Annotated in this window: 22 protein-coding genes; 5 read left to right on the top strand and 17 right to left on the bottom strand. The window is 73.3% G+C overall.

The window, feature by feature from the left end:
• Positions 1 to 22 precede the first annotated feature (22 nt).
• Entirely contained in the window at positions 23 to 739 is a 717-nt protein-coding gene (locus ACIBIW_RS24175; RefSeq protein WP_399339080.1) for an isochorismatase family protein, read from the top strand.
• Here the strand turns inward: ACIBIW_RS24175 and ACIBIW_RS24170 are convergent.
• The 17 genes from ACIBIW_RS24170 to ACIBIW_RS24090 all read right to left on the bottom strand — a co-directional run bounded on the left by ACIBIW_RS24170 (position 709) and on the right by ACIBIW_RS24090 (position 18,237).
• Entirely contained in the window at positions 709 to 1,506 is a 798-nt protein-coding gene (locus tag ACIBIW_RS24170; protein ID WP_399339079.1) for an SAM-dependent methyltransferase, read from the bottom strand. The genes ACIBIW_RS24175 and ACIBIW_RS24170 overlap by 31 nt on opposite strands.
• 154 nt (positions 1,507 to 1,660) lie before the next feature.
• On the bottom strand, positions 1,661 to 2,638 hold the full coding sequence (locus tag ACIBIW_RS24165) for an ABC transporter substrate-binding protein (protein ID WP_399339078.1): 978 nt from the start codon (positions 2,636 to 2,638) through the stop codon (positions 1,661 to 1,663).
• Positions 2,635 to 3,108 carry a (2Fe-2S)-binding protein gene (locus ACIBIW_RS24160; protein WP_399339077.1) on the bottom strand — a complete coding sequence of 158 codons (474 nt, stop codon included), beginning with the start codon at positions 3,106 to 3,108 and terminating at the stop codon, positions 2,635 to 2,637. Before ACIBIW_RS24160 ends, ACIBIW_RS24165 begins: the two co-directional genes overlap by 4 nt.
• Entirely contained in the window at positions 3,105 to 5,387 is a 2,283-nt protein-coding gene (locus tag ACIBIW_RS24155) for a xanthine dehydrogenase family protein molybdopterin-binding subunit (RefSeq protein ID WP_399339076.1), read from the bottom strand. The genes ACIBIW_RS24160 and ACIBIW_RS24155 overlap by 4 nt, the downstream gene beginning before the upstream one ends.
• On the bottom strand, positions 5,384 to 6,250 hold the full coding sequence (locus ACIBIW_RS24150; RefSeq protein WP_399339075.1) for an FAD binding domain-containing protein: 867 nt from the start codon (positions 6,248 to 6,250) through the stop codon (positions 5,384 to 5,386). The genes ACIBIW_RS24155 and ACIBIW_RS24150 overlap by 4 nt, the downstream gene beginning before the upstream one ends.
• Positions 6,250 to 7,350 (bottom strand): NAD-dependent epimerase/dehydratase family protein, encoded by a 1,101-nt coding sequence (locus tag ACIBIW_RS24145; protein ID WP_399339074.1) that lies wholly within the window; start codon positions 7,348 to 7,350, stop codon positions 6,250 to 6,252. The genes ACIBIW_RS24150 and ACIBIW_RS24145 overlap by 1 nt, the downstream gene beginning before the upstream one ends.
• Positions 7,351 to 7,378: 28 nt before the next feature.
• Entirely contained in the window at positions 7,379 to 9,037 is a 1,659-nt protein-coding gene (locus tag ACIBIW_RS24140) for an AMP-binding protein (protein WP_399339073.1), read from the bottom strand.
• Positions 9,034 to 9,522: a PaaI family thioesterase gene (locus ACIBIW_RS24135; RefSeq protein ID WP_399339072.1), complete on the bottom strand. Its 489-nt coding sequence runs from the start codon at positions 9,520 to 9,522 to the stop codon at positions 9,034 to 9,036. The genes ACIBIW_RS24140 and ACIBIW_RS24135 overlap by 4 nt, the downstream gene beginning before the upstream one ends.
• Positions 9,523 to 9,572: 50 nt before the next feature.
• Complete coding sequence (locus ACIBIW_RS24130; protein WP_399339071.1) at positions 9,573 to 10,025, bottom strand: CoxG family protein; 453 nt, start codon at positions 10,023 to 10,025, stop codon at positions 9,573 to 9,575.
• Positions 10,026 to 10,098: 73 nt separating this feature from the next.
• On the bottom strand, positions 10,099 to 11,157 hold the full coding sequence (locus tag ACIBIW_RS24125; RefSeq protein WP_399339070.1) for an ABC transporter substrate-binding protein: 1,059 nt from the start codon (positions 11,155 to 11,157) through the stop codon (positions 10,099 to 10,101).
• 56 nt (positions 11,158 to 11,213) lie between these two features.
• Complete coding sequence (locus ACIBIW_RS24120) at positions 11,214 to 12,044, bottom strand: ABC transporter permease (protein WP_399339069.1); 831 nt, start codon at positions 12,042 to 12,044, stop codon at positions 11,214 to 11,216.
• Positions 12,041 to 12,886 (bottom strand): ABC transporter ATP-binding protein, encoded by an 846-nt coding sequence (locus ACIBIW_RS24115; protein WP_399339068.1) that lies wholly within the window; start codon positions 12,884 to 12,886, stop codon positions 12,041 to 12,043. The genes ACIBIW_RS24120 and ACIBIW_RS24115 overlap by 4 nt, the downstream gene beginning before the upstream one ends.
• 1 nt (position 12,887) lies before the next feature.
• Entirely contained in the window at positions 12,888 to 13,709 is an 822-nt protein-coding gene (locus tag ACIBIW_RS24110; RefSeq protein ID WP_399339067.1) for an ABC transporter permease, read from the bottom strand.
• 455 nt (positions 13,710 to 14,164) lie between these two features.
• Positions 14,165 to 15,001, bottom strand: coding sequence for a class II fructose-bisphosphate aldolase (locus ACIBIW_RS24105; RefSeq protein ID WP_399339066.1), 837 nt, complete (start codon positions 14,999 to 15,001; stop codon positions 14,165 to 14,167).
• On the bottom strand, positions 14,995 to 15,906 hold the full coding sequence (locus tag ACIBIW_RS24100; protein WP_399339065.1) for an SIS domain-containing protein: 912 nt from the start codon (positions 15,904 to 15,906) through the stop codon (positions 14,995 to 14,997). The genes ACIBIW_RS24105 and ACIBIW_RS24100 overlap by 7 nt, the downstream gene beginning before the upstream one ends.
• A 95-nt stretch (positions 15,907 to 16,001) precedes the next feature.
• Positions 16,002 to 17,234, bottom strand: coding sequence for a Gfo/Idh/MocA family protein (locus tag ACIBIW_RS24095; protein ID WP_399339211.1), 1,233 nt, complete (start codon positions 17,232 to 17,234; stop codon positions 16,002 to 16,004).
• Between the two features lie 244 nt (positions 17,235 to 17,478).
• Positions 17,479 to 18,237: a DeoR/GlpR family DNA-binding transcription regulator gene (locus tag ACIBIW_RS24090; protein ID WP_399339064.1), complete on the bottom strand. Its 759-nt coding sequence runs from the start codon at positions 18,235 to 18,237 to the stop codon at positions 17,479 to 17,481.
• 235 nt (positions 18,238 to 18,472) lie between these two features.
• Here ACIBIW_RS24090 and ACIBIW_RS24085 point away from each other — a divergent pair, with 235 nt between their 5' ends.
• Genes ACIBIW_RS24085 through ACIBIW_RS24070 form a run of 4 tightly spaced genes read left to right on the top strand, consistent with a single transcriptional unit; the run spans position 18,473 to position 22,561 of the window.
• On the top strand, positions 18,473 to 19,300 hold the full coding sequence (locus tag ACIBIW_RS24085; RefSeq protein WP_399339210.1) for an endo alpha-1,4 polygalactosaminidase: 828 nt from the start codon (positions 18,473 to 18,475) through the stop codon (positions 19,298 to 19,300).
• A 58-nt stretch (positions 19,301 to 19,358) separates the two neighbouring features.
• The gene (locus tag ACIBIW_RS24080) at positions 19,359 to 20,690 is read left to right on the top strand and encodes an ABC transporter substrate-binding protein (RefSeq protein ID WP_399339063.1); all 1,332 of its coding nucleotides are present in this window, start codon (positions 19,359 to 19,361) and stop codon (positions 20,688 to 20,690) included.
• Between the two features lie 24 nt (positions 20,691 to 20,714).
• Entirely contained in the window at positions 20,715 to 21,674 is a 960-nt protein-coding gene (locus tag ACIBIW_RS24075) for a carbohydrate ABC transporter permease (protein WP_399339062.1), read from the top strand.
• Positions 21,671 to 22,561: a carbohydrate ABC transporter permease gene (locus tag ACIBIW_RS24070; RefSeq protein ID WP_399339061.1), complete on the top strand. Its 891-nt coding sequence runs from the start codon at positions 21,671 to 21,673 to the stop codon at positions 22,559 to 22,561. The genes ACIBIW_RS24075 and ACIBIW_RS24070 overlap by 4 nt, the downstream gene beginning before the upstream one ends.
• Positions 22,562 to 22,614: the final 53 nt, after the last annotated feature.

Raw genomic sequence — 22,614 nt, 5'->3', positions numbered from 1 at the left:
CCCCAGGACCGGAAGGGCCAGCATGGACACGAGCGCGTACGACTCCTACCTCACCGACCTGGACCGCGAGGTGATCGCGGCGGGCGGCTTCGGCAGGGAGGGCAGCCCGGGCAGCAGGCCCGCGCTGCTGGTGGTGGACGTCACCGTCGCGTTCTGCGGCGACCGGCCCGAGCCGATCCTCGACTCGATGGTGCGCTTCCGCAACAGCAGCGGGCAGTCGGCCTGGGACGCGGTCGCGGTGATCGAGCGGCTCATCGCCGCGGCCCGCGCGGGCGGTGTGCCCGTGATCTACACCCGGGGCACCACGGGCGGCGCCTCGGGCCCAGGACGCTGGGCCGCCAAGAACCGGCGGGCCCACGAGGACACCGAGGACGTGCACGAGATCGTGCCGCCGATCGCGCCCGAGGCCGGTGACACGGTGCTGCGCAAGACCAAGCCGAGCGCGTTCTTCGGCACCCCGCTGCTCAGCCGCCTCGTCGAGCTGGGCACCGACTCCCTCGTGGTGTGCGGCGGCACCACCAGCGGCTGTGTGCGCGCCACCGTCGTCGACGCCTTCTCGTACAACTTCCCGGTGGCCGTCGTCTCCGACGGCTGCTTCGACCGCGTCACGGCCTCAGGGGACATCGCGCTGCTCGACATGGACCTCAAGTACGCGGACGTGGTGGCCGCCGAGCGCGGCGCCGCGCTGCTGTCGCCGCCCGCCCCCGCTCAGCCGGGGACGCGCCCCACACCGACGTAGAGCATGTTCCCCTCGTGGGCTATCGGGGCCTCCTTGTACCAGCGGGTGGCCTCGACCACGCCCGGCTCGACCATATCGAGGCCCGACTCGGTGAAGAAGCGCCTGACCTCGTCGAGGCTGCGCAGTTGGAGGGGTGACCCGCCGCCGTCGCGGTAGGTGCGGTCGAAGTCGCCCGCGGTGGTGGGGTGGAAGTCGTGCGTGCCGTGGGTGAGGATCAGATAGCTGCCGGGCGCGAGGGCGCCGGTCAGGGTGCGCACGACGCCGTACGGGTCGTCCTCGTCGACGATGAAGTGCATGAGCGCGATCATCGACAGGGCGACGGGACGCCCGAAGTCCAGGAAACCGCGCGCGTGTTCCAGTATCCGCTCGGGCTCGCGGACGTCGGTCTCGACGTAGTCGGTGGCGCCCTCGGGGGTGCTGATCATCAGCGCGTGGGCGTGCCGCATCACCAGCGGGTCGTTGTCGGCGTAGACGACGCGGGCCGACGGGATGACCTCCTGGACGACCTGGTGCAGATTGGGCGGCGTGGGGATGCCGGTGCCGATGTCGAGGTACTGCCCGACGCCCTGGCGGGCCGTCCAGGCGACGGCGCGGTGCATGAACTCCCGGTTCAGGACGCAGCCGCGGCGGGCGCGCTCCGGCAGCCGCCCGGCCAGCTCACGGTCGACGGGGTAGTTGTCCTTGCCGCCGAGCAGCCAGTCGTAGACCCGCGCCGGGTGCGGCCTGCTGGAGTCGACGGTGGGCCGCGGTACGGGCCGGCCGGTCATGCCACCACCTCCGGTGGGAGGACGTGCTTCCGGCTCGGCATCCTACGGCACCGGCCGACAGCGCGTCAGATCCACCGCAGGCCAAGTCCGTTCACCCGACGGGCACATGAACGCCCCTCGCACCGGCCGGTCGGCGGCAGGCCCCGGGGGGGCGTCACACGTAGGCGGGGATCTGCTCCCGCACCGAGGGGTGGAAGAGCTGGGCCGCGCTCAGCGGGCGGGCGGTCACGCCCTGGCGGCGTGCGTAGCCGAGGAAGGTGTCCAGGGTGCGGTAGTTGAGTGCGTCGGCGCCGTAGTGCCAGGGGTCGGGGCCGAGCAGCTCCCGCTCCTCCTCCTGGAGCGCGCGCAGCCACGCCAGGCTCACCGTGCGGGGGTTGTCGAGCCGCCGCAGGGCGAGCCGCTTCGACTCCTCGAACACCTCGCAGAGGGTGCGCGGCAGCCAGGGATAGGACTCCACCAACTCGGCGCGCACCGCGACCACGTGCATGACGGGGAAGATGCCGGTGCGCCGGAAGTAGTCCTGCTCGGCCGCCTTGGGGTCGTCGAAGACGCGCTCGATGGTGCCGTCCCCCGCGAGCACCTGGCGGGGCAGTTCCGGATAGATCAGGCCCTCGATGCGGCCCGCGGCGCACAGGTCGGTGACCTTCTCGCCCGCGGCCACCCTGGTCAGCTCCAGGCCGTCGGGCAGGTCGAGCGGGACGTCCTCGCCGTCCTGGGCGAGCCAGTGCACGGAGTCGAGCGGCAGCCCGTGGTACTCCTCCAGGATGCCGCGCAGCCACACCCCCGCCGTGGTCTGCCAACTGCGCACCCCCACAGTGCGGCCGGCGAGGTCGGCGGCGGCCCTGATGCCGGACGCGGCGGAGACGAAGGCGTACCCGTGCCGGAAGCGCCGGTGCGGGAAGACGGGCAGGCCCACGAGGTCGTCCTCGCCCCGGCTCAGCCGGGCGCAGAACGAGCCGAGGGACAGCTCGGCGACGTCGAACTCGCGGTGCGTCAGCATCCGCCAGTGCCGCTGCGGCGAGGGCATGGTGACGCCGACGAGGTCGAGCCCCGCGGGGGCGAGCGCCCCGTCGAGCAGGGGCCTGGTGATGTCGTAGTCACCGGTGGCGACGGTGACGCGCAGCCGACTCATGTGCTCTCCTTGGGTGCGGTGAGGTCGCCGACGGCCTCGGCGATCTGCGGATAGCTGCCGCAGCGGCAGAGGTTTCCCGCGAGCTGGCGGCGCAGCGCCCCGGCGTCCGCGCCCGGGTCGTCGTCGAGCGCGGCGGCGACGGTGAGGGCCATCGCGGGGATGCAGTACGAACACTGGAAGGCGCGGGCCCGTACGAACGCGTCGCGCACCGCGCGGCCCGTGCCGTCCTCGTCCAGCACGTGGTCGGCGGTGCGCACCCGGCGCCCCGCGGCCATCTGGGTGAGCTGGAGGCAGGAGCTGACCGCCCTGCCGTCCATCGTGACGGTGCACGCGCCGCACACCCCGATACCGCAGGAGTAGCGGGCGCTGGTGGTGGCGAGGCGGTCCCTGAGGGTGTCGAGGAGCAGTTCGTCCTCGGGCACGGTGACCGACACCGGCTTCTCGTTGAAGGTGAACTCAACGGTGATCACTGGTCGTTGCTCCCCTCGCGGGCGGCGGCGAGGGCGCGCAGGACGCGTTCGCCGGTCAGCGGCAGCTCCCGGACCCTGGCGCCGGTCGCCGCGTACACGGCGCCCGCGACGGCGGGCGCCATCGGCGGGACGGTGTTCTCGCCGACGCCGTGCGGGGTGGCGTCCGGTGCGTCGTCGGTGAAGAGCGTGCTGGTGAGGGCGGTGGGGGTGTCGAGGATGGAGGGGAGCTGGTAGTCGGAGAAGTTGCCGTTGGCCAGCTCGCCGCCGTCGAAGACGACCTCCTCCATGAGCGCCTGGCCCATGCCGAAGATCATGCCGCCCTCGGTCTGCTTGCGTATCCGCTCCGCGTCGATGGCGCGCCCCGCGAAGGACGCCCCGTGCGCCCGCACCACGCGGACCCGTCCTGTCCTGGTGTCCACGGCGACCTCCACACCCACCGCGCCCTGGTGCCAGCTCACGGTGTGCAGCCCCTGGGAGGTGACCGGGTCGAGGACGCCGTAGCCCTTCGGGGTGCGGTACTCGCCGTGTCCCGTGAGGCCGGGCAGCCGGCTCTTGAGCATGATCTCCGCATACGTCATCGCCGGGCCCACGCCCTCCACCCCGCCTGCGCGGTGGGTGAACGGGCCCTTGAGGCCGGTGAGTTCGGCGTACGCCTCGTCGATACGGGCCCGCAGGTCGCGGGCGGCGGCCTCGACGGCGAGGCCCATGGCGAGGGTGGTGCGGCTGGAGCTGGTGACGGTGTCGAAGGGGGTGTGCGCGGTGTCCACCACGGTCGCCGCGACCTCCGCCGGGTCCATGCCCAGGACGCGCGCCGCCATCTCGGTCAGGGTGAAGTGGGCGCCCTGGCCCATCTCGACGGAGCTGGTGCGGATCGCGACCCGCCCCTCGCCGTCCACCACGACGTCGGCCTCGGAGCGCGAGGGGGTGCGGGTGCTCTTGATGACGAGGGCGATCCCGCGCCCGTGGGCGACGCCGTCGCGCTCGGGGGGCAGCGGGGTGTCCCAGCCGATGCCGGTCGCGACGGCTTCGAGGAGGTCGGTGTAGCGCATGTCGTGCATGGCCTCGCCGGTGGCGAACCGGTCGCCGTCCCGCAGGACGTTGCGGCGCCGCAGCTCGCAGGGGTCGATGCCGATCTCCTGGGCCAGCTCGTCGAGTGCGCTCTCGCCCGCCCAGCACACCTGCCCGGTCATGGCGCCGCGGAACGGGCCCGTGGGCACCGTGTTGGTGTAGCGGCCGACGGCGTGCACCAGCACGTTCGGGATGTGGTACGGGCCCGGGGAGCGGATCATCCCGGAGCGGATGGAGCGTGGTGTGGTGAGCGCGTAGGCACCGGCGTTGTAGACGATGTCGATGATGCGGGCGACGAGTCTGCCGTCCTCGTCGGCGCCGGTGGTGACGGTGACGGTGGCGGCGTGTTTGGCGGCGGTGGCGAACACCTCGTCGCGGCGTATCTCCATGCGGGCCGCCCGGCCCGTGATCCGGGCCGCGAGCGCGGCCATGGCCTCAAGGCGGATGTCGAGCTTGGAGCCGAAGCCGCCGCCGATGTTGTCCGCGGTGATGCGCACCCGCCCGGGCTCGGTGCCGAAGATCCCGGCGAGCCGGTCGCGCACCACGTAGGGCGCCTGGGTGCCGGTCCACACGTCGAGGTTCCCGCCGCTCCAGCGGGCGGTCGCCACATGGGGCTCCAGTGCGGCGTGGCTCGCGGTGGGTGAGCGGTAGGTGCGGGTGTGGACGTGGGCGGCGCCCGCCATCGCGGTGCGCGCGTCGCCGAGCACGAGGTCGTAGGAGCCGCAGTCGTTGAGCGGCCAGGCGTCGTGCAGGAGCGGGGCGCCGGGTTCCGCCGCCTCGTCCTGGTCGACGACGTGGTCGAGTTCCTCGATGTCGGCGTCCACCTCGCGGGCGGCGCTCTCGGCGAGCGCCCTGGTCCCGGCGACCACGAGCGCCATCGGCTCGCCCGCGTAGCGCACCCGGTCGACGGCGAGGACCGGTTGGTCTGCGCGGTTCTCGCCGTGGAAGAGGCCGTCGCCGAGAAGGGCGCGGGCGTCCTCGCCCGTGATGACGGCGAGCACCCCGGGCGCGTCCAGCGCGTCGGCCGTGTCGATGCCGAGGAGTCGGCCGTGCGCCACCGGGCTGCGCACGGCGCACACATGGGCGGCGCCCTCGACGCCGCGGTCCACGGCGAACGGGAAGGTGCCGCGGACCCGGTCGACGGCGTCGCCCGCCACCCGGCGCTCCTCGGGCCCGTCGTGGCGGGCCGCGGTGTCCCCGAAACCGTTCACGGCGCCTCCCCCGTGCCCAGCGCGGTCAGGGCCCGTGCGACCTGGGCCCTGACCACCTCGCGCCGGTACCAGGCGGAGCCGCGCAGGTCGTCCACCGGGTCGACGGCGTCCGCGTGGGCGTCGGCGACTGAGCGCACCGCGGGGGCGGTCAGCGGGGCGCCGAGGAGGGGGGCGGTGATCTCGGGGAACCACTGGGGGAACCCGGCGACCGCGCCCACCACGACGCGCAGCGCGGTGACGTCGTCGCCTTCGAAGGTGGCGGCGGCGGCCACCCCGACGCAGGGGCGGTCCTCGGCCGACCTGCTGGAGAACTTCAGGTACACCGACCGGGCGTCGCCGTCGGGCAGCGGGACCGTGACGCCGGTGACGACCTCCTCGGGTTCGAGGCAGGTGGTGTAGAAGTCGGTGATGAACTCGTGGGCGGGCACGGCCCGTTCGTGCTCCCCGTCGTGGACGAGCACCCGGGCGTCGAGCGCGGTCAGCATGGCAGGGGGGTCGGAGGCGTAGTCGGCCTCGGCGAGCATCCCGCCGACGGTGGCGCAGTTGCGGATGCGGATGTTGCCGACGACGTCGGCGGCGGTGGCGAGCCCCGGCAGCCTGCGCCGTACGAGGGGGTGGGCGGCGAGTTCCGCGAGGGTCACCCCTCCCCCGGCGTGCAGCACGCCGTCGCGCTCCGCGACGGTGCGCAGGCCGGGGACGTCGTCGATGCCGCGCAGGCTGACGAGGGTGGTGGGGCTGAGGGTGCGCAGGCTGACGAGGAGGACGAGCGCGGTGCCGCCGGAGAGGTACTTGGCGTCCCCGTCGGAGTCCCGTACGAGGGCGACGGCTTCCGCGAGGGTGGCGGGCCTGACGACACGGGCCATCACCTCCCCCTCTCCGGCGCGGGGGTCGCCTGCTTCGGGTGGTCGTAGGAGTGCCGGAGCGTCACCCCGTCGAAGGTCAGGCTCCCGGTGCGGGCGGTGAAGCGGGACAGTTCGCGCATGAAGCGGTCCTCCGCCTCGTAGTCGAAGGGGTCGCCGATGCGTGCCTCGTCGTCGCCGCCGCGTTCCAGGGGGTGGGTGCGGTAGTAGGCGACGGTGCGGGCCATGGCCTCCTCGAAGCCGACGGGGTCGCGGTAGCCGAGTTCGGTCCTGATGCGGGTGGTGTCGAGGAGTTTGTGGTGGGTCGGCGGGGGGCCCGGCCTGCCCATCGACTCCAGGTTGCGGCCGCCGCCCCAGAAGTGCGCGGGGCGCCCGGCCTCGGGCGGGTAGCTGACGAGCCCGATCTCGGCGCCCATCGCGCGGGCGACGGCGTGAACGCGTTCGCCGTCGGTGGGGGTGACCTCGTCGGCCACGTGGTAGACGCGGCCCGCGGCGGCCTCCGGTCTGTCGACGGCGAGCAGGACGGCGTGGGCGGCGTTCTCCACGTAGGCGCGGCTCTCCAGAGTGAGGCCGCCGTCCATGACCGGCACGGTGGTGCGGCCGTCGAGGATGCGGCGCACCACGCTCCACTCGCGCGGGGCGAGTTGGCGGGGCCCGTAGAGGTTGGGGTAGCGCAGGTGGGTGACGTTGAAGGTGCCGTCGGCGTGGCGGGCGAGTATGGCCTCCTCGGTCTCCTGGACGCGGGCGACCAGCTTGTGGCCGAGGTCCCGCGGCGCGGTCTCGTCCGCGGCGCGGGACAGCTCCGTGCGGCGGTAGACGGTGCCGCCGATGGTGATCAGCCGGCCGGTGCGGTCCGCGAGCGGGTCGAGGAGCAGGCGCAGCCGCCCGTAGGAGGCGATGACCAGGTCGAAGGTGCGCCCCGCCAGGGCCTCGCGCACCGGCTCGGCGAAGTGCGGGTCGGCGTGGAGGTGTTCGAAGGGCCGGGCGAAGTCGACCTCGTGGGTGCCGCGGTGCAGGATGACCGGGGTGTAGCCGCGCGCGACGAGGCCCTCGATGATGAAGGGGCCGGTGGGGCCCGTGCCGCCGATGACCAGTGCGTCCATGCGTGTGTCTTCCTCTCCTGCGGTCCTGTCAGCGGGTGGCGCGCGCTCGTGGCCCGTCCGGGGCCCGCCTGTCCCATGCGGTGGTCCTCGGCTCCGCGGCGATCGCGGAGCGCCGTACCCGGTGGGTGGCGTCGGTGCGGGGCAACCGGTCGTAGAGCCTGAAGTAGCGGGGCACCGCGAACGGCGGCAGGCTGCGCTCCAGATGGGCGACGAGGGCGGGGAGGTCGACGGTGTGTCCCGGCGCGGCGACGAGCGCGGCCATTACCTCCTGCTCCCCCACCGCGGCGTCTGCGCCGTCCGCGGGCACCCCGAGCACCGTGCACTCGGCCACCGCGGGGTGGGCGGCCAGCTCGCGCTCCACCTCGGAGGGGGAGACGTTCTCGCCGCGTACCCTGATCCGTTCCGAGCGCCGCCCGGAGAACATGTAGGTGCCGTCGTCCCTGCGCCACATCAGGTCGCCGGTGTGCAGCCAGAGGTTGCGCCAGCGCGCCGCGGTCTCGGCGGGCATCTTGTGGTAGCCGGTCATGGTGCCCCAGGGCTCGCGGGAGCGCAGCAGCAGCTCGCCGACCTCGCCCGGGGCGACGGGCAGGTCGTTCTCGTCGACGAGGAGGGCGTCGAAGTCGGGCCGCAGCCTGCCGCAGCCGGCCGTCTCCGCCTCCCCCACGAGGACGCCGCCCGCCTCGGTGAGGCCGTAGCTGACGGAGAGCCGTGGGACGCCGAACCGCTCGCGGAAGCGGTCGAGTTCGGGGCTCGTGGTGCCGAGCGCGATATGCCGCACGGGGTGGTCGCGGTCGTCGGCGCCCTGGGGCCTGGCGAGCAGGTACGACACCATGACGCCGACGAGGGGGGCGAAGGTGATGCGCTGCGCGCGGCAGGTGTCCCAGAAGCGGGAGGCGGAGAACTTCGGCCGCAGTACGGCGGTACCGCCCGCGATGAGGGTGTTGTACAGGCCACGGCACTGGCCGATCACATGGTAGAGCGGGAGCACGACGAGGGTGCGGTCGTCGGCGGTGGGGGTGCCGGGGCCGCCCGGCCACATCCGCCCGTACGTCTGCGCCTGGCTGACCACGACGCCCTTCGGCATGCCTGTGGTGCCCGAGGTGTAGAGGATGCCGAGGGTGTCTCCGGGGCCCACGGGGGACGGCTGCGCGGGGGCGTGGGAGAGCAGGGTGGCGAAGGGCACGGTGCGCCAGGGGGCGCCCGGGATGTCGGCGGCGCCCTCCCCGCAGACCACGAGGGTTTCCAACGCCGGTATGGCGGTGGTGAGTTCGGCGAAGAGCGGCAGGTACTCGGCGTCGACGACGGCGACCCGTGCCGCGCTGTGCGCCAGTACGTAGGCCAGCTGGGTGGGGGTGAAGGAGGTGTTCAGCGGCACCTCGGCGGCGTTGCGGCAGGAGGCGCCGAACCAGGTGAGGACGTGCTCGGCGGTGTTGCCCAGCATCAGCGCCACGGTGTCGCCCGCGCCGACGCCGAGCGCGGCGAGCCCGGCGGCGACGCGGCGGGCGTCCTCGTACAGGCTCCGGTAGGTGTGGGTGCCGGTCTCCGTCTCGACGGCGGCCTTGTCGGGCCGGCGGGCGGCGCCCCTGGCCAGGACGGCGGGGACGGTGCGCTCCGGCAGCGGCCGCATCAGGCCGCCGAGGGGGTCGGGTGTGCCAGGTGGGTGGGGGGTGGCATGGGTGCGCGTCAACGCCGTACCGCCTCTCGTACGAGCTGGCTACAGGTGAAGCGCGCCACCGCGGGGGGCGCGGCCCCGCCGGTGTCCCCGGTGCGGGTCACGAGGACGTCGATGACCTGCACCGTGCGGCCGAGGCGTACGGGGGTGGCGGTGGCGGTGAGCAGGTCGCCCTCGCGGGCGGGGCGCAGCAGGTGGGTGGTGAGGTCGAGGGTGGTGAAGCCGCCGTGCGGCACGGCGGAGTAGCTGGCCCAGCCGGCGGCGGCGTCGGCGAGCGCCACCACCGCGCCCGCCTGGGCGACGCCGCGCTGGTTGAGGTGGTGGCGCGCCACGGTCATGGTGGCCTCGGCGCGGCCCCTGCCGACCCGGGCCAGGGCGATGCCGAGCCGGGCGATCAGGCAGTCCTCGGGGATGGAGCGGGCGAAGTCCGCGCCGGTCTCGACCAGTTCGCCGTCGCCGAGGGCGGCGGTGAGCCGGTGGAGGTCCACGGGTTCTGGCATGGTGGCTCCCTGGAGTGGGTGGGGGCGTGGGTGTCCGCGGCGGGGTGCGGTCAGCCGAGCGCTTTCTCCGCGCTGCTGAAGAAGTCCTCCAGGATGCGGTCGGCCTTCTTGCGCACGATGCCGCCGCCCATGGCGGCCACCTTGCCGGTGACCTGGTACTTGCCGCGTACGTCGAGGGCCGTGCCGGTGCCGGAGTCGGCGAGTTCGAGCACCGCGTCGACGCTGATGCGGGAGTCGACGGCGCGGTCGCGGCCCGAGGCGGTCACGGCGATGCGGCGGCCCTCCTCCTCGACCGCCACGGAGACGGCGAGGCGGGCGGTGAGGCGGAAGGGCCCCACCCGGTCCTGGAGCACGGCGCGGTACTTCTCCAGCCTGCTCAGCTCGGTGACGTCGTGGACGATGCCGACCCAGCCCGCCAGGGTCTCGACGTCCGTGAGGACCTCCCAGGCCCGGGGCCTCGCGGCGGCCACGGTGAGGGAGCGGGAGAACGTCTCAAGTGCCATGTCGTACGGTCCTTCCTGCGCGGCGGGTGCGCACGCCGGGGGTACGGGGTGGGGGGACGGGGCGCGGGCCTGTTCAGGAGGCGCCGGGCACCCCGACTCTCTTCAGGAAGCCGAGCCGCTGGAGCCGGTCGACGAACCGTCCGTCGTACGACTTCGAGGCGTCGACGTGCTCGATGTCGGGGTTGTAGTCGGTGAGCACCTGCTTCGCCAGCTCATAGCCGGGCACATGGGCGCGCAGGTCGCGCTGGGCGAGGTGGGCGCCGAGGTAGTCGTGCCACTGCTTGCGGGACTCCGCGTCACTGATCTTGGCCCACTTCGCGTAGAGGTGCGCGACGGTGTCGGTGTCGGTGAACTCCCGCTGCACCGCCTCCAGGGCGGCGGCCACGATGATGGTGGTGAGGTTGGGGTACTTCCGGGTGAAGGACCGCTGCATCTCGATGTTGGAGCCGGGCACCCGGTCCTCGGCTTCGCGCAGGTCGATCAGGGGTCTGATGCCGGACTTCGCCAACTCGGCGTCCAGGCCGGGGTCGGCGGGTGCGGCGGCGACGGTCCCGGCTTCGAGTGCGGAGATCCTGGCGCCCTGGGAGCCGACCTGGGTGAGGTGGAACTCCCCCGGTTTCAGGCCGAGTTCGCGCATGCCGATGAACGCCTCGTTGTTGGACTGGCCGCCGAGCTGGCTGATGGCGACCCGTTTGCCGCGCAGGTCAGCGGCGTTGCCGATGCCCTTGCCGCCGTAGATGACGTCCGGGAAGGCGTTGATGGTGACGCCGACGTCGACGAGGGGGCGGGAAGTGGCGAGCGAGGTGATGGTGGCGGTGGAGTTGTCGGTGGCGGCGGCGAGCTGCCCGGACAGCAGCGCCTGGGTGGTGGGCTGCACCCCGTTGAGCAGCCGGCCCTCAGCCCTGATCCCGTACTTCTTGAAGATGCCGAGGTCGATGGCGAGTTGGAGGGCGAACTGGTGCGGGTCCGCCGAGGAGACGCCGATGGTGATGGAGGTCATCTCGGGTCCCGGGAGGCCGCCCCGCGACGGGCCAGGGGGGCCGCCGTCGGGCTTGGCGCATCCGGCGGCCGCGAGGAGGGCCGCCAGGGCGCCCGCGACGGCGGCGGTGCGGGCCGTCCGTGGCCTGCTCATGCTGGCTCCCTTGCCGGTGGCGGCGGTACGGGTCGGTCGGCCGGGGTCGGGCGGGGTCACCGGTCGCGCCGCCATGCCGACAGCCGGTTGTCGAGGGCGCGGATGCCGGCGCTGTAGAGGACGCCGACGAGGCCGAGGAGGACGACCAGGGACAGCAGCAGCCCGGTCTGGAGGCTGGACCCCGCCACCTGGAGGCGGAAGCCGATGCCCTCCTCGGAGGCGGTGAACTCGGCGACGACCATGCCGACCAGGGCGCGGCCCCCGGCGAGCCTCAGCCCGGTGAGGATGTAGGGCAGGGCGCCCGGCAGCAGGATCGAGCGGAGCACCATGGCGCGGCGCGCGCCGTACACGTGGGCGACGCCCAGGTACTGGTTGGACGTGGCCTGCACCCCGGTGAGGGTGTTGATGGCGACGGGGAACACCGCGAAGAGGAAGACGAGCAGCACCTTCGCGCCGAGCCCGATGCCGACGACGTTGATCATCAGGGGCGCGAGGGCGACGATCGGCAGGGCGTAGAGGATGGTGAGCCAGGGGTCGACGGCGAAGAAGACCCACTTGTTCCAGCCGCAGAGGACGCCGACGGGCACCCCGACGGCGACGGCGCCGAGCAGCCCGCAGACGATCTCGACGGCGCTCACCCCGATGTCGTGCACCACCGCCCCCTGCCCCACGGCGGTGGCGAAGGAGCCGGCGACATCGCTCGGCCTGCTGAAGAGCAGGGCGTCGACCACCCCGACCCTGGCGAGCAGTTCCCAGACCCCGAGCAGCAGCACGACGCCGAGCAGCCCGTACACCGGGCGCTTCCAGCGCCCCTTCTCCGCGGGGGTGCCGCGGAGACCGAGGGGTCGGCGGGGCGCGCTCCCGCGGGTGGCCACGGTGCCGCTCATGCCCGGTCCCGCAGCCGCATGCTGGCGCGCACCTCTTGTTCGAGCAGGCCCCAGATCTGGCGGTGCAGGGCCTGGAACTCGGGTGTCTCCTTGATGTCGAGGCCCCGGGGGCGCGGCAGTGCGACGCGTACGTCGAGGATGATCCGGCCGGGGCGCGCGCTCATGACGACGACCCGGTCGGAGAGGTAGATGGCCTCGTCGATCTGGTGGGTCACGAAGACCACGGTCTTGCGGGTCTCGGTCCAGATGCGCAGTAGTTCGGCCTGCATGATCTCGCGGGTCTGGGCGTCGAGCGCGGCGAACGGCTCGTCCATCAGCAGGATCTCGGGGTCGACGGCGAGCGCGCGGGCCAGGTTCACCCGCTGCTGCATGCCGCCCGACAGCTCGTACGGGTAGTGCTTCTCGAAGCCGGTGAGGCCGACCTTGCCGATCAGCGGGCGCACCGCGGAGCGCGCCTCCTTGGCGGGGGTGCCGCGGCACTCAAGGCCGTAGGTGAGGTTGCGCAGCACCGAGTACCAGGGGAAGAGGGAGGCGTCCTGGAACACCATGGCCCTGCGGTCGGCGGCCTCGGCGAGCGGGCGGCCCGCGAGGGTGATGCAGCCCGCGTTCGGCTCGGCGAGCCCGGCGACCACCTTGAGGAAGGTGGACTTGCCGCAGCCGCTCGGCCCGACAATGCTCAGGAACTCCCGTGGCGCGACGGCCACGTCGAGGCCCTGCACCGCCCTGACCTGCTCCCCCGTGCGCTTGCGGGTGTAGGTGACGGAGACGTCCCGGGCGACGAGGCCCGCGGGTCCTGGTGCCGGGGCGGCGGGTGTGCCGGTCTCTTCGACGGCCCTGCTCATCTCAGCGGACACCTCCCATGTCGTTGCGCCAGGAGCCGAGCATCCGCTCGACGCGGCGCAGCCCCTCGGTCATCACGATGGCGATCAGCAGGAAGAAGACGGTGATGAAGAGCACCTCCGGGGTCTGGAGGGCGTTGCTGGCCAGGGAGATCTCCTGGCCGAGCCCCTCGCCGCCGGCGAAGAGTTCGCCGATGACGACGCCGATCAGCGCCCTGGCCACGCCGAGCCGCAGACCGACGATCATGAAGGGGACGCCGCTCGGCAGGACGATGCCGGTGAACACGCGCCGGCGGCCGGCGCCGAAGTTCTGGGCGACGTCGAGGAGTCTGCGGTCCACCACCCGGGCCCCGTTGGAGGTGTTCAGGGTGATCTCGAAGACCGCCCCGAGGAAGATCACCGCGATGATCGCGGTCTGCCCGATGCCGAACGCGATGAGCAGCAGCGGTGTCAGCGCGATCCTCGGCAGCGCGTAGAAGAAGTTCAGCCAGGGCTCGACGAAGTAGCCGAAGCCGCGGAACCAGCCGGCGCACACCCCGAGCGTCACCCCGACGACCGCGGCGAGGCCGAAGCCGATGGCGAACTCCAGGGCGCTGCGCCCGGCGAGGTCCCAGAATTCGCCGCCGCCGAGCTGGTCGGCCGCCTCCCGCGCGACGGCCGCGGGGGAGCTGAAGAAGAGCGGGGTGAGGGCCCCGGCCTCGGCGAGCACCTGCCACAGGGCGAGCACTCCCACGAGGGAGGCGAGGCCGATCAGGAACCGGGGGCCGGGGCGAGGGACGCGCCACCGGCGGCGTTTTGGCTGGATGGGGACTGTGGTGCCGTTCATGGACCGCCTCCCTGGAGCCGGTTCGCGCATCCACGGGTCACTCCGTAGGCATTTGTATGCAAGCACATCCAATCGCATACGACAAGAGTTCATACGGCGGGCACCGTCCGGCGCGGGCGCCGGAACGGGGCGCTGCGGGGTGCCCGTGGCCGCCGCGGCGGGGGCGGCACGGCGGCGCGGCCGATACGCGCGGGGACCCCGCGGACGGGCGACGACGGCCGCCCCGTGGCATGGGGGCGCGGACGGGTGGGGCGGGCCCGCGCAGCGGGTTTCGGCCCGTCGCGGCGGGGCGGTTCGCGACGGCGGGGCGGTTCGCGACGGCGGGGGGACGGTGGAAAAAGTCTTCGCCAGCGGGGAGGCAGGGCATCACGCCGGGCGAGTACCGCGCCGCCTTCCGGGTGCCGGGTGCCACCGGGGGCCGAGGGCCGCCGCCCGTCCCCGCGCGCGTAGCGGTGTCAGCCGCGTCCGCTCACCGCGCGCTGGCAGTCGGCGACCGCCTCGGTCACCGCGTCGCGGGCCCCGGCCAGATAGCGGCGGGGGTCCACGACGTCGGGGTCGCGCGCGAGGACGGCCCGTATCGGGCCGGTGAGCGCGATGTTGAGCAGCGTCCCGATATTGATCTTCGTCATGCCGTGCTCGACGGCGGCGCGCAGCGCCGGGGCCGGGATGCCGGAGGAGCCGTGCAGCACCAGCGGGACGGGCAGCGCGTCCCGCAGCCTGGCGATGAGTGCGAGGTCGAGGGCGGCGGTGCGCTCCCGCATGGCGTGGCTGCTGCCGACGGCGACCGCGAGCGCGTCCACGCCGGTCGCGGCGACGAACTCGGCCGCCTGGCCCGGGTCGGTGCGCACCCCGGGGGTGTGCGCGGAGCCCTTGCCGCCGATCTCGCCGAGTTCGGCCTCGACGAAAAGCCCGCGCGCGTGGGCCCATGCGGCGGCGGCCCGGGCCGCGGCGGTGTTCTCCTCGTCGGGCAGCTTCGAGGCGTCGAACATCACGGAGCTGGCCCCGCACTCGGCGGTGCGGTGCAGCAGTGCCTCCTCCTCGACGTGGTCGAGGTGGAGCGAGAGCCGGGCACCGCTCGCCTCGGCGATGGCCCGTGCCGCGGCGGCGAGCGGGGCGACGTCGCCGTGGAAGCGCACCGCGTTCTGGCTGATCTGCATGATCGCGGGCAGCCCCGTGGTCTCGGCGGCGCGGGCGATCGCCTCGGCGTGTTCGAGGAGGATCACGTTGAACGCGGCGACGCCCGTGCCCGCCGCGGCGGCCTCGCCGACGAGGTCCGCGGTGGTGCTCAGCACGGCGTGCCGCTCCCCTCGGCCGCGCCACCGGCGAGGATGACCGAGCGGGTGAGGTTGCGGGGGCGGTCGGGGTCGAGGCCGCGGCTGAGGGCCGCGGCCCCCGCGAGCCGCTGGACGCGGATCAGGTCGGCCTGCGGGTCCTCCGGGTGGTCCACGAAGAGCGCCCCCGTGGGCTCGACGTCGGCGCGCAGCCCGGCGGCGTCCGGCCCGAAGTGCCAGACCAGGCGGCCGGGGGCGGCGATGCTGATCGGGCCGTGCCGGTACTCCATGCTCGGGTACGCCTCGGTCCACGCCTGGGCGGCCTCGCGCATCTTCAGGCCGGCCTCGCGGGCGACGCCGTGGGCCCAGCCGCGGCCGAGGAAGGTGATCTGCTCGGCGGCGACCCACCGGTCGTCAAGGGGCGCGGCGAGCACCGACTCGGCGGCGGCGGCGAGCGGTTCGACGTCCTCCCCGAGGCCGCTGCGCAGCACGGTGAGCGCGGTGGTGGCGAACAGCGTCTGCACCACGGAGCGTTCGTCGGCGAAGCCGAGGTCGACGACGTGGTCCGCGGCGTCCACCACCGGGGTGCCGGTGTCCGCGGTGAGCGCGGTGGTGGGGAAGCGGCCCCTGCTGTCCTCCAGGAGCCCGAGGATCTCGGTGGTGGTGCCGGAGCGGGTGATGGCGACAAGACGGTCGTAGTCGCGGCCGCGGGGGAACTCGGAGGCGGCGAACACATCGGTGGTGCCGAGGCCGCGGGACTCCCGCAGGGCCGCGTACGCCTCGGCCATGAACCAGGAGGTGCCGCAGCCGACGACGGCGACCCGCTCCCCCGGCGCGGGCAAGACGGCGCCTGCGGCGGAGGCGGCGGTGGCCGCCTTGCGCCATGCCTCTGGCTGGCGGGCGATCTCTTCGTCGCTGAAGGACATGGGGTGCTCCTTGTGCGGTGGCTTGCGGGGGCGTACGAGGTGTACGGGGCGTACGGGGGTGGTGGGCGCGGGCGGGCGGCCCGGGCGGCGGGTGCTCACGCGGGCGGCGGGGGGCCGGGGCGCGGCTCCCGCTGGTGGCCGGCGAAGTAGCGGGCGAGGGCGGGGTCGGGCGCGGGTACCCGTACCGGGGTGCCGCCCGCGCGCAGGGACTCCGTGGCGGCGAGCCCGGCGGCGACCGCCTCGCGCGCGGCCACGGGCGAGGTGTCGGTGCGGCCGCCCTCGGCGGCGAACCGCAGGAACTCGGCCACCAGCGCGCCGTCCGCGCCGCCGTGGCCGCCGCCGCCCATGGGGGCGGTGCGCTCGACCAGGTCGGCGTCCGCGCGGTAGCCGGAGCGCCGGGTGTTCCAGACCCTGATCTCGGCGCGGTCGTCGTCGACGCCGTCGCCGAAGTTCTCCATCCGCCCCTCGTCACCGATGACGGTGTAGTTGCGCCAGTAGTCGGGGGTGAAGTGGCACTGCTGGTAGCTGGTGAGGACGCCGTTGTCGAGGCGGGTGAGCATCATGCTGACGTCCTCGACGTCGACGACCGGGTTGAGGCCGCGCAGCGCGGTGGGCGGCCACAGGCCCGGGTCGTACCAGTCCGGCATCCGCGGCGCCGTCCCGTCCGGGTCGGCCGGGGCCGGGGCGGTGCGGCGCTCGCTCGCGCCGTAGACCGCGAGGTCGCCGAGGGCGGTGACGCCGCGGGAGTAGCCGTCGGCGAGCCAGTGGATGACGTCGAGGTCGTGGGCGCCCTTCTGGAGCAGCAGGCCGCCGGTCCTGGCGCGCTCTGCGTGCCAGTCCTTGAAGTAGAAGTCGCCGCCGTGGCCGACGAAGTGACGGCACCACACGGCGCGCACCCGCCCGATCGCGCCCTCGTCGATCAGCTCCCGCATTCTGCGCAGCACCGGCAGATGGCGCAGGTTGTGACCGACGTAGAGGCGGGTGCCGGTGGCCCGTGCGCGCTCCAGCATCCGGTCGCAGTCGGCGAGGGTGATGGCGAGCGGCTTCTCGACGAAGACGGCGACGCCCGCGTCGAGGAAGTCGAGCACGGGCCCGGTGTGCAGGTCGTCGGGGGTGAGCACGAAGACGGCGTCGAGTCCGTCGCCGAGCATGTCGCGGTGGTCTGCGCGCAGGGCGGCGTCGGGTCCGAACAGGGCGCGGGCGTCGGCGCGTCCGCGCGCCGAGGGGTCCGCGCAGGACACCACGCGGGCGGTGCCCGGCCGGTTCGCGAGCGCCGCGACCGGGGCGCGCTGGCCGCAGCCCACGACGCCGATGCGCAGTTCGTGCACGGTCCTCAGCCCCTCAAGACGGATACGGGCGGTGCCCCGGATGACGGTGGTGGAGCGATGGCCGGGTCCGAGGATGTACGGGGTGCGGCGGTCCGGCGCTCCTGAAGTCCTGTGGAAGCCTAAGCGCAAGTATCTGAGCATTCAAGGCCGCTCATGAGCATTTTTGCGCAGCAGGGTGCGGTTTCGCTCACGCGCCCTGGCTCCTCGCGGGCGTCCGGCGCCCGCGGGCCGTCGCGCGGCCTGGTCAGACCGCGGTGACCCGGACCCCGGCGGCCGAGATCGCGGCCAGCTCGGGCTCGGGCGAGGCACCGTCGGTGACCAGGTCCCGCACGCCGGTCAGCGGGCAGATCCTGGCGAAGGTGACCCGGCCGATCTTGGAGTGGTCGGCGACCACGACGGTGCTCGAACTGCTCGCCGCGAAGGCCCGGTCGGTGGCGGCTTCGAGCTGGTCGTGCGTGGTGCAGCCGTGGCTCGCGCTGATGCCGTCCACGCCGAGGAAGGTCATGTCGGTGTGGTAGTCGGCGAGGGTCTTCTCGGCGATGGGCCCGACCAGCTCGTAGCTCTCGGGGCGGGCGTTGCCGCCGACCACGACCAGGGTGACGTCCCGGTGCATGACCAGTTCCGCCGCGATGTTGACCGCGTTGGTCACGATGGTGATCGGGCCGCGTTCGGCGAGGACCCGGGCGATCTCGGTGCAGGTGGTCCCGCCGGTCATGCCGACGACCGCGCCGTCGGGCACCAGATCGGCCGCCGCCCTGGCGATGGCGCGCTTCTCCGGCTTGCGGCGCTCCGCGCGGTGCTGCACGGGCACTTCGAGGCTGAAGCTGCCGACGGCGGCGCCGCCATGGGTGCGGCGCAGCAGGTTCAGCTCGTCGAGGTACTGGAGGTCGCGCCGTACGGTGGCGCCGGAGACCTGGAGCAGCCGGGACAGCTCGTTGACGTCGGCGCTGCCTCTCTCGGAGACATGCTCAAGAATCCGGGCATGGCGCTCAGGTTTCAGCATCTCTTGAGCATAGCCGCGCGGGTTACGGGCTTGTTTCTGGTTCACCGCGCACGTGCGATCCCTTGACATGGTCAATTGTGCTTGCTTTAGTCCTCGCCATGTCGGATATGAACATCCGGCGCCAGATGTACGCCCAGCCGGTATGCGGCGACCGCGCCGCGAGCCCGGACCGAGTCGCCAGGACCGCCATCCGCGTCCGAGGCGGGGCCGTACCCCCATACCGCGGAGTTCGATGATGACCATCGATCGCATCCCCCCGTCCCGCGCCCCCCGCAGCCTGGCCGCCGCGGCCCTCGGCGCGGGAGTGGCGCTCGCCCTCGCCCTCTCCTCCGACGCGGTGGCCGCCCCCCAAGCGGTGACGCTCCCCCCGGCGGGAGCCGACTTCGACTACCAGATCGGCGCCGCCTACCCGCCGCCCGCCGGAGTCACCGTCGTCAGCCGTGACCACTCGGCCGACCCGGCGGCCGGGCTGTACAACATCTGCTACGTCAACGCCTTCCAGGCCCAGGAGGGCGCCGAGTCCGACTGGGACTCCGACCTGCTGCTGCGGGACGCGGACGGGAACGTCGTGTACGACGACGACTGGGACGAGGCCGTCCTCGACATCCGCACCGCCGACAAGCGCCGCCGGATCGCGGACAAGGTCGGCGAGTGGATCGACTCCTGCGCCGACAAGGGCTTCCAGGCGATCGAGCCCGACAACTACGACACCTACGACCGCTTCCCCGAGTACCTCACCTCCGACGAGGCCGAGTCGTACATCGCGCTGCTGTCCGCGCACGCCCACGAGCGCGGCCTCGCCGCGGCCCAGAAGAACACCACGGACCTCGCGGGCGACCGCGGGGCCACCGGGCTCGACTTCGCGGTCGCCGAGGAGTGCGGGCAGTGGAAGGAGTGCGGCGACTACACCGACGCCTTCGGCAACCACGTCATCGACATCGAGTACACCGCGAAGGGCCTCGCCGCGGCCTGCCAGGGCTGGGGCGGCGAGCTGAGCATCGTCAGGCGCGACCTCGACGTGCTCCCCGCGGGCAGCGACGGCTACGTCCGCGAGACCTGCTGAACCACCCCTCGCACCACGCCCGCCGGACCCGTCCGGCGCGTCCTTCCTGGAGGTCCAGATGGCCGGCCACCGCCGCCCCGCCGCCCCCGCCCGCCGCACCGTGCTGCGGCGCGGCGGCGCCCTCGCCCTGGGCGCGGCCGCCCCGGGAGCGCTCGCCGGGTGCGGCGGTGGCGGCGGGAGCGACGGGGTGGGGGCCGACGGGCGGGTCACGGTGGAGCTGTGGCACGGGCAGCAGGAGACCGGCCGCAAGGCGATCGAGGCGCTGGTGGCGGACTTCAACCGCTCCCACCCCGGCATCCGGGTGAGGCCGGGCGGCGGGGTGCTCGCCGACGCGATGCTCCAGAAGATCACCGCGGCGCTCGCCGCCGGAGCCTTCCCCGACATCGCGTACATCTTCGGCTCTGACCTGGCCAACGTGGCCCGCAGCCCCTCGGTGGTGGACCTGACGGACATGGTGCGCGCGTCCCCGGTACCGTGGACCAGCTACTGGCCCTCGGCCCGCGAGGCGATGACGCTCAACGGCCGGATACGCGCGACCCCCGCGGTGCTCGACGCGCTGGCGGTGGTCTGCAACAAGAAGCTGTTCCGCGAGGCCGGTCTGCCGCTGCCCGAGGCGGGCTGGACCTGGGACGACTTCACCAGCACCGCCAGAAAGCTCACCGACTCGGGCAAGGGCGTCTTCGGCACGGGCTGGCCCGGCACGGGCGACGAGGACACGGTGTGGCGGCTGTGGCCCATGGTGTGGGACCTCGGCGGGGACGTGGTCGGCGGGGACGGCAGAAGCATCGGGTTCGAGAAGACCGGGGCCAGGGCGCTGGAGACGGTGGCGACCCTGGCCCGGGACAAGAGCGTCTACATCGACCCCAAGTCCGGCAGCGAGCAGATGTACCAGGTGTTCGCGTCCGGGCGGATGGCCATGGTCGTCACCGGGCCCTGGCAGCTCCCGGTCATCCGGGAGGCGAAGGTCGACTACGAGGTGGTGCCGCTGCCGAGCTACAGCGGCCGCCCGATCACGATCTCGGGGCCCGACACCTGGACGGTGTTCGACAACGGCCGGGCCAGGGTGCAGGCCGCGCGCACCTTCGTGCGGTGGCTGATGCAGCCCGGGCAGGACGTGCGCTGGGACATCGACGCGGGGAGCCTGCCGCTGAGCAGGCGCACCGAGGCGCTGCCCGCGTGGCGGGCCCAGGAGGGGAAGGTGCCGGGGCTCCCGGTGTTCACCAAGGCGCTGGAGACCGCGCGGGTCAGACCCGTGCACCCCGCGTACCCGCAGATCTCCCAGGCGCTCGGCCAGGCCGTCACCGCCGTGCTCCTCGGCAGGAGCACCCCGCAGAAGGCGCTGCGCACCTGCGCGGACGAGGCCAACGCCGCACTGATCATCCCGCGCTGACAGCACGTCGAGAGGAACGACCCCATGGCGCCCGTGCCCGCCCCCTTCAGCCTGACCGACACCGACCGCGCCCGGCTCACGGACCGCGCCAGACGCCGCAGGCGGCGCCGTGAGACCTCGGTGGCGTGGGGCTTCGTGTCGCCGTCGGTGCTCGTCATCCTGGGGCTGAGCGTGGTGCCCGTGGTGTGGTCGCTGCTGCTGTCGTTCCGCGCCGACGACCTGGTCACGCCCAGCAGATGGGTCGGCCTCGACAACTACCGCGCGCTGGCGCAGGACCCGCACTTCGGGCAAGCGGTCCGCAACACCCTGCTGTTCACGGCGTTGTACGTGCCGCTGAGCATCTGCCTCGGGCTGCTGCTCGCGATGGTGCTGAACCGGCGCATCCGCCTGGTGGGGCTCTACCGGACGCTGGTGTTCGTGCCGTTCGTGGTCTCGGCGACGGCGCAGGGGGTGCTGTTCTCGTTCATCCTCGACCCCGAGTTCGGCGCGGCCAACTCGGTGCTGCACAAGCTCGGGGTGTCCCCGCAGGGCTTTCTGACCGATCCGGGGCAGGCGCTGCCGGCGCTGCTGGTGATCTCGCTGTGGAGCGGCACCGGGTTCTGCGTGGTGGTCTACCTCGCCGCGCTCCAGGACGTGCCGGCCTCGCTCGTCGAGGCGGCCCGGCTCGACGGCGCGGGCAGGTGGAACCTGCTGCGGCACGTCACCCTGCCCACCCTCACCCCCGTCACCGTGTTCCTCGTGCTGTGGCAGATCATCAACTCGCTCCAGGTGTTCGACCTGGTGTACGTGACGACCAAGGGCGGGCCGCTCGGCTCGACGACGGTCATCGTGTACTTCGTCTGGGAGCAGGCGTTCAAGAACTTCACCGCCGGCTACGGGGCGGCCGCGGCCTATGTGCTCGCCCTCGCGCTGCTGGTGGTCGGGGTCGGCACCCGGCTGGCCAGGAGGCGCCCCGGGGCGCGCGCCGAGGGGGTCGCGCGATGACCGCCACCGCCGCACCGCCCGCGCGGGCCGGGGAGCGCGCCGCCTCCCCCGCGCAGCCCGGCCGCCGCCGCGGCAGGCTGCCGTTCAGCGCCTGGCACCTGCTGCTCGCGCCGATGGCGCTGCTCTTCGCGCTGCCGCTGCTGTGGCTGCTGGTCAGCTCGGTGATGAGCGACGCGGAGATCAACCGCTTTCCCCCGGCGCTGTGGCCCTCGGGCATCCATCTGGACGGCTACCGGTTCGTGCTGGGCGACGCGATGTTCCCGCGCTGGTTCGCCAACTCGTTCCTCGTCTCCGTGGTCGCGGTCGTCTCCAATCTGCTGCTCGGCTCGCTCGGCGGCTACGCCTTCGCCCGGATGCGGTTCGCCGGCTCCCGCGCGCTGCTGGTGCTGATGCTGGCGACGATGGCCATCCCGTTCCAGCTCACGATGATCCCGACGTTCCTGGTGATGAAGCGGCTGGGGCTCATCGACACCCTGGGCGCGCTGATCGTGCCGTCGCTGGTCACCCCGTTCGCGGTGTTCCTGCTGCGGCAGTTCTTCCTGTCGCTGCCGAGGGAGCTGGAGGAGGCGGCGTGGATCGACGGCTGCTCCCGGCTGCGGGTGCTGCTGCGGATCGTGCTGCCGCTGTCGCGGCCCGCGCTCAGCACGGTCGCGGTGCTGACGTTCCTCACCACCTGGAACGATCTGACCTGGCCGCTGATCGCCATCAACCACGACGCCCAGTACACCCTGCAACTGGGTCTGACGACCTTTCAGGGGCAGCACCACACCCGCTGGTCGGCGGTGATGGCGGGCAACGTGATCACCGTGCTGCCGGTGCTGCTTGCCTTCCTCTTCGCCCAGAAGACCTTCATCCAGTCCATCACGTCGAGCGGGCTCAAGGGCTGAGCGCGTACGCCCGCCCGCCGCACCGCACTCCCGGGACACCCCGGGCCCACCTC

Origin of the sequence: Streptomyces sp. NPDC050560, from assembly GCF_044457285.1 — a bacterium.
Lineage (GTDB): Bacteria > Actinomycetota > Actinomycetes > Streptomycetales > Streptomycetaceae > Streptomyces.
This window is presented reverse-complemented; position numbering and strand designations above follow the sequence as displayed.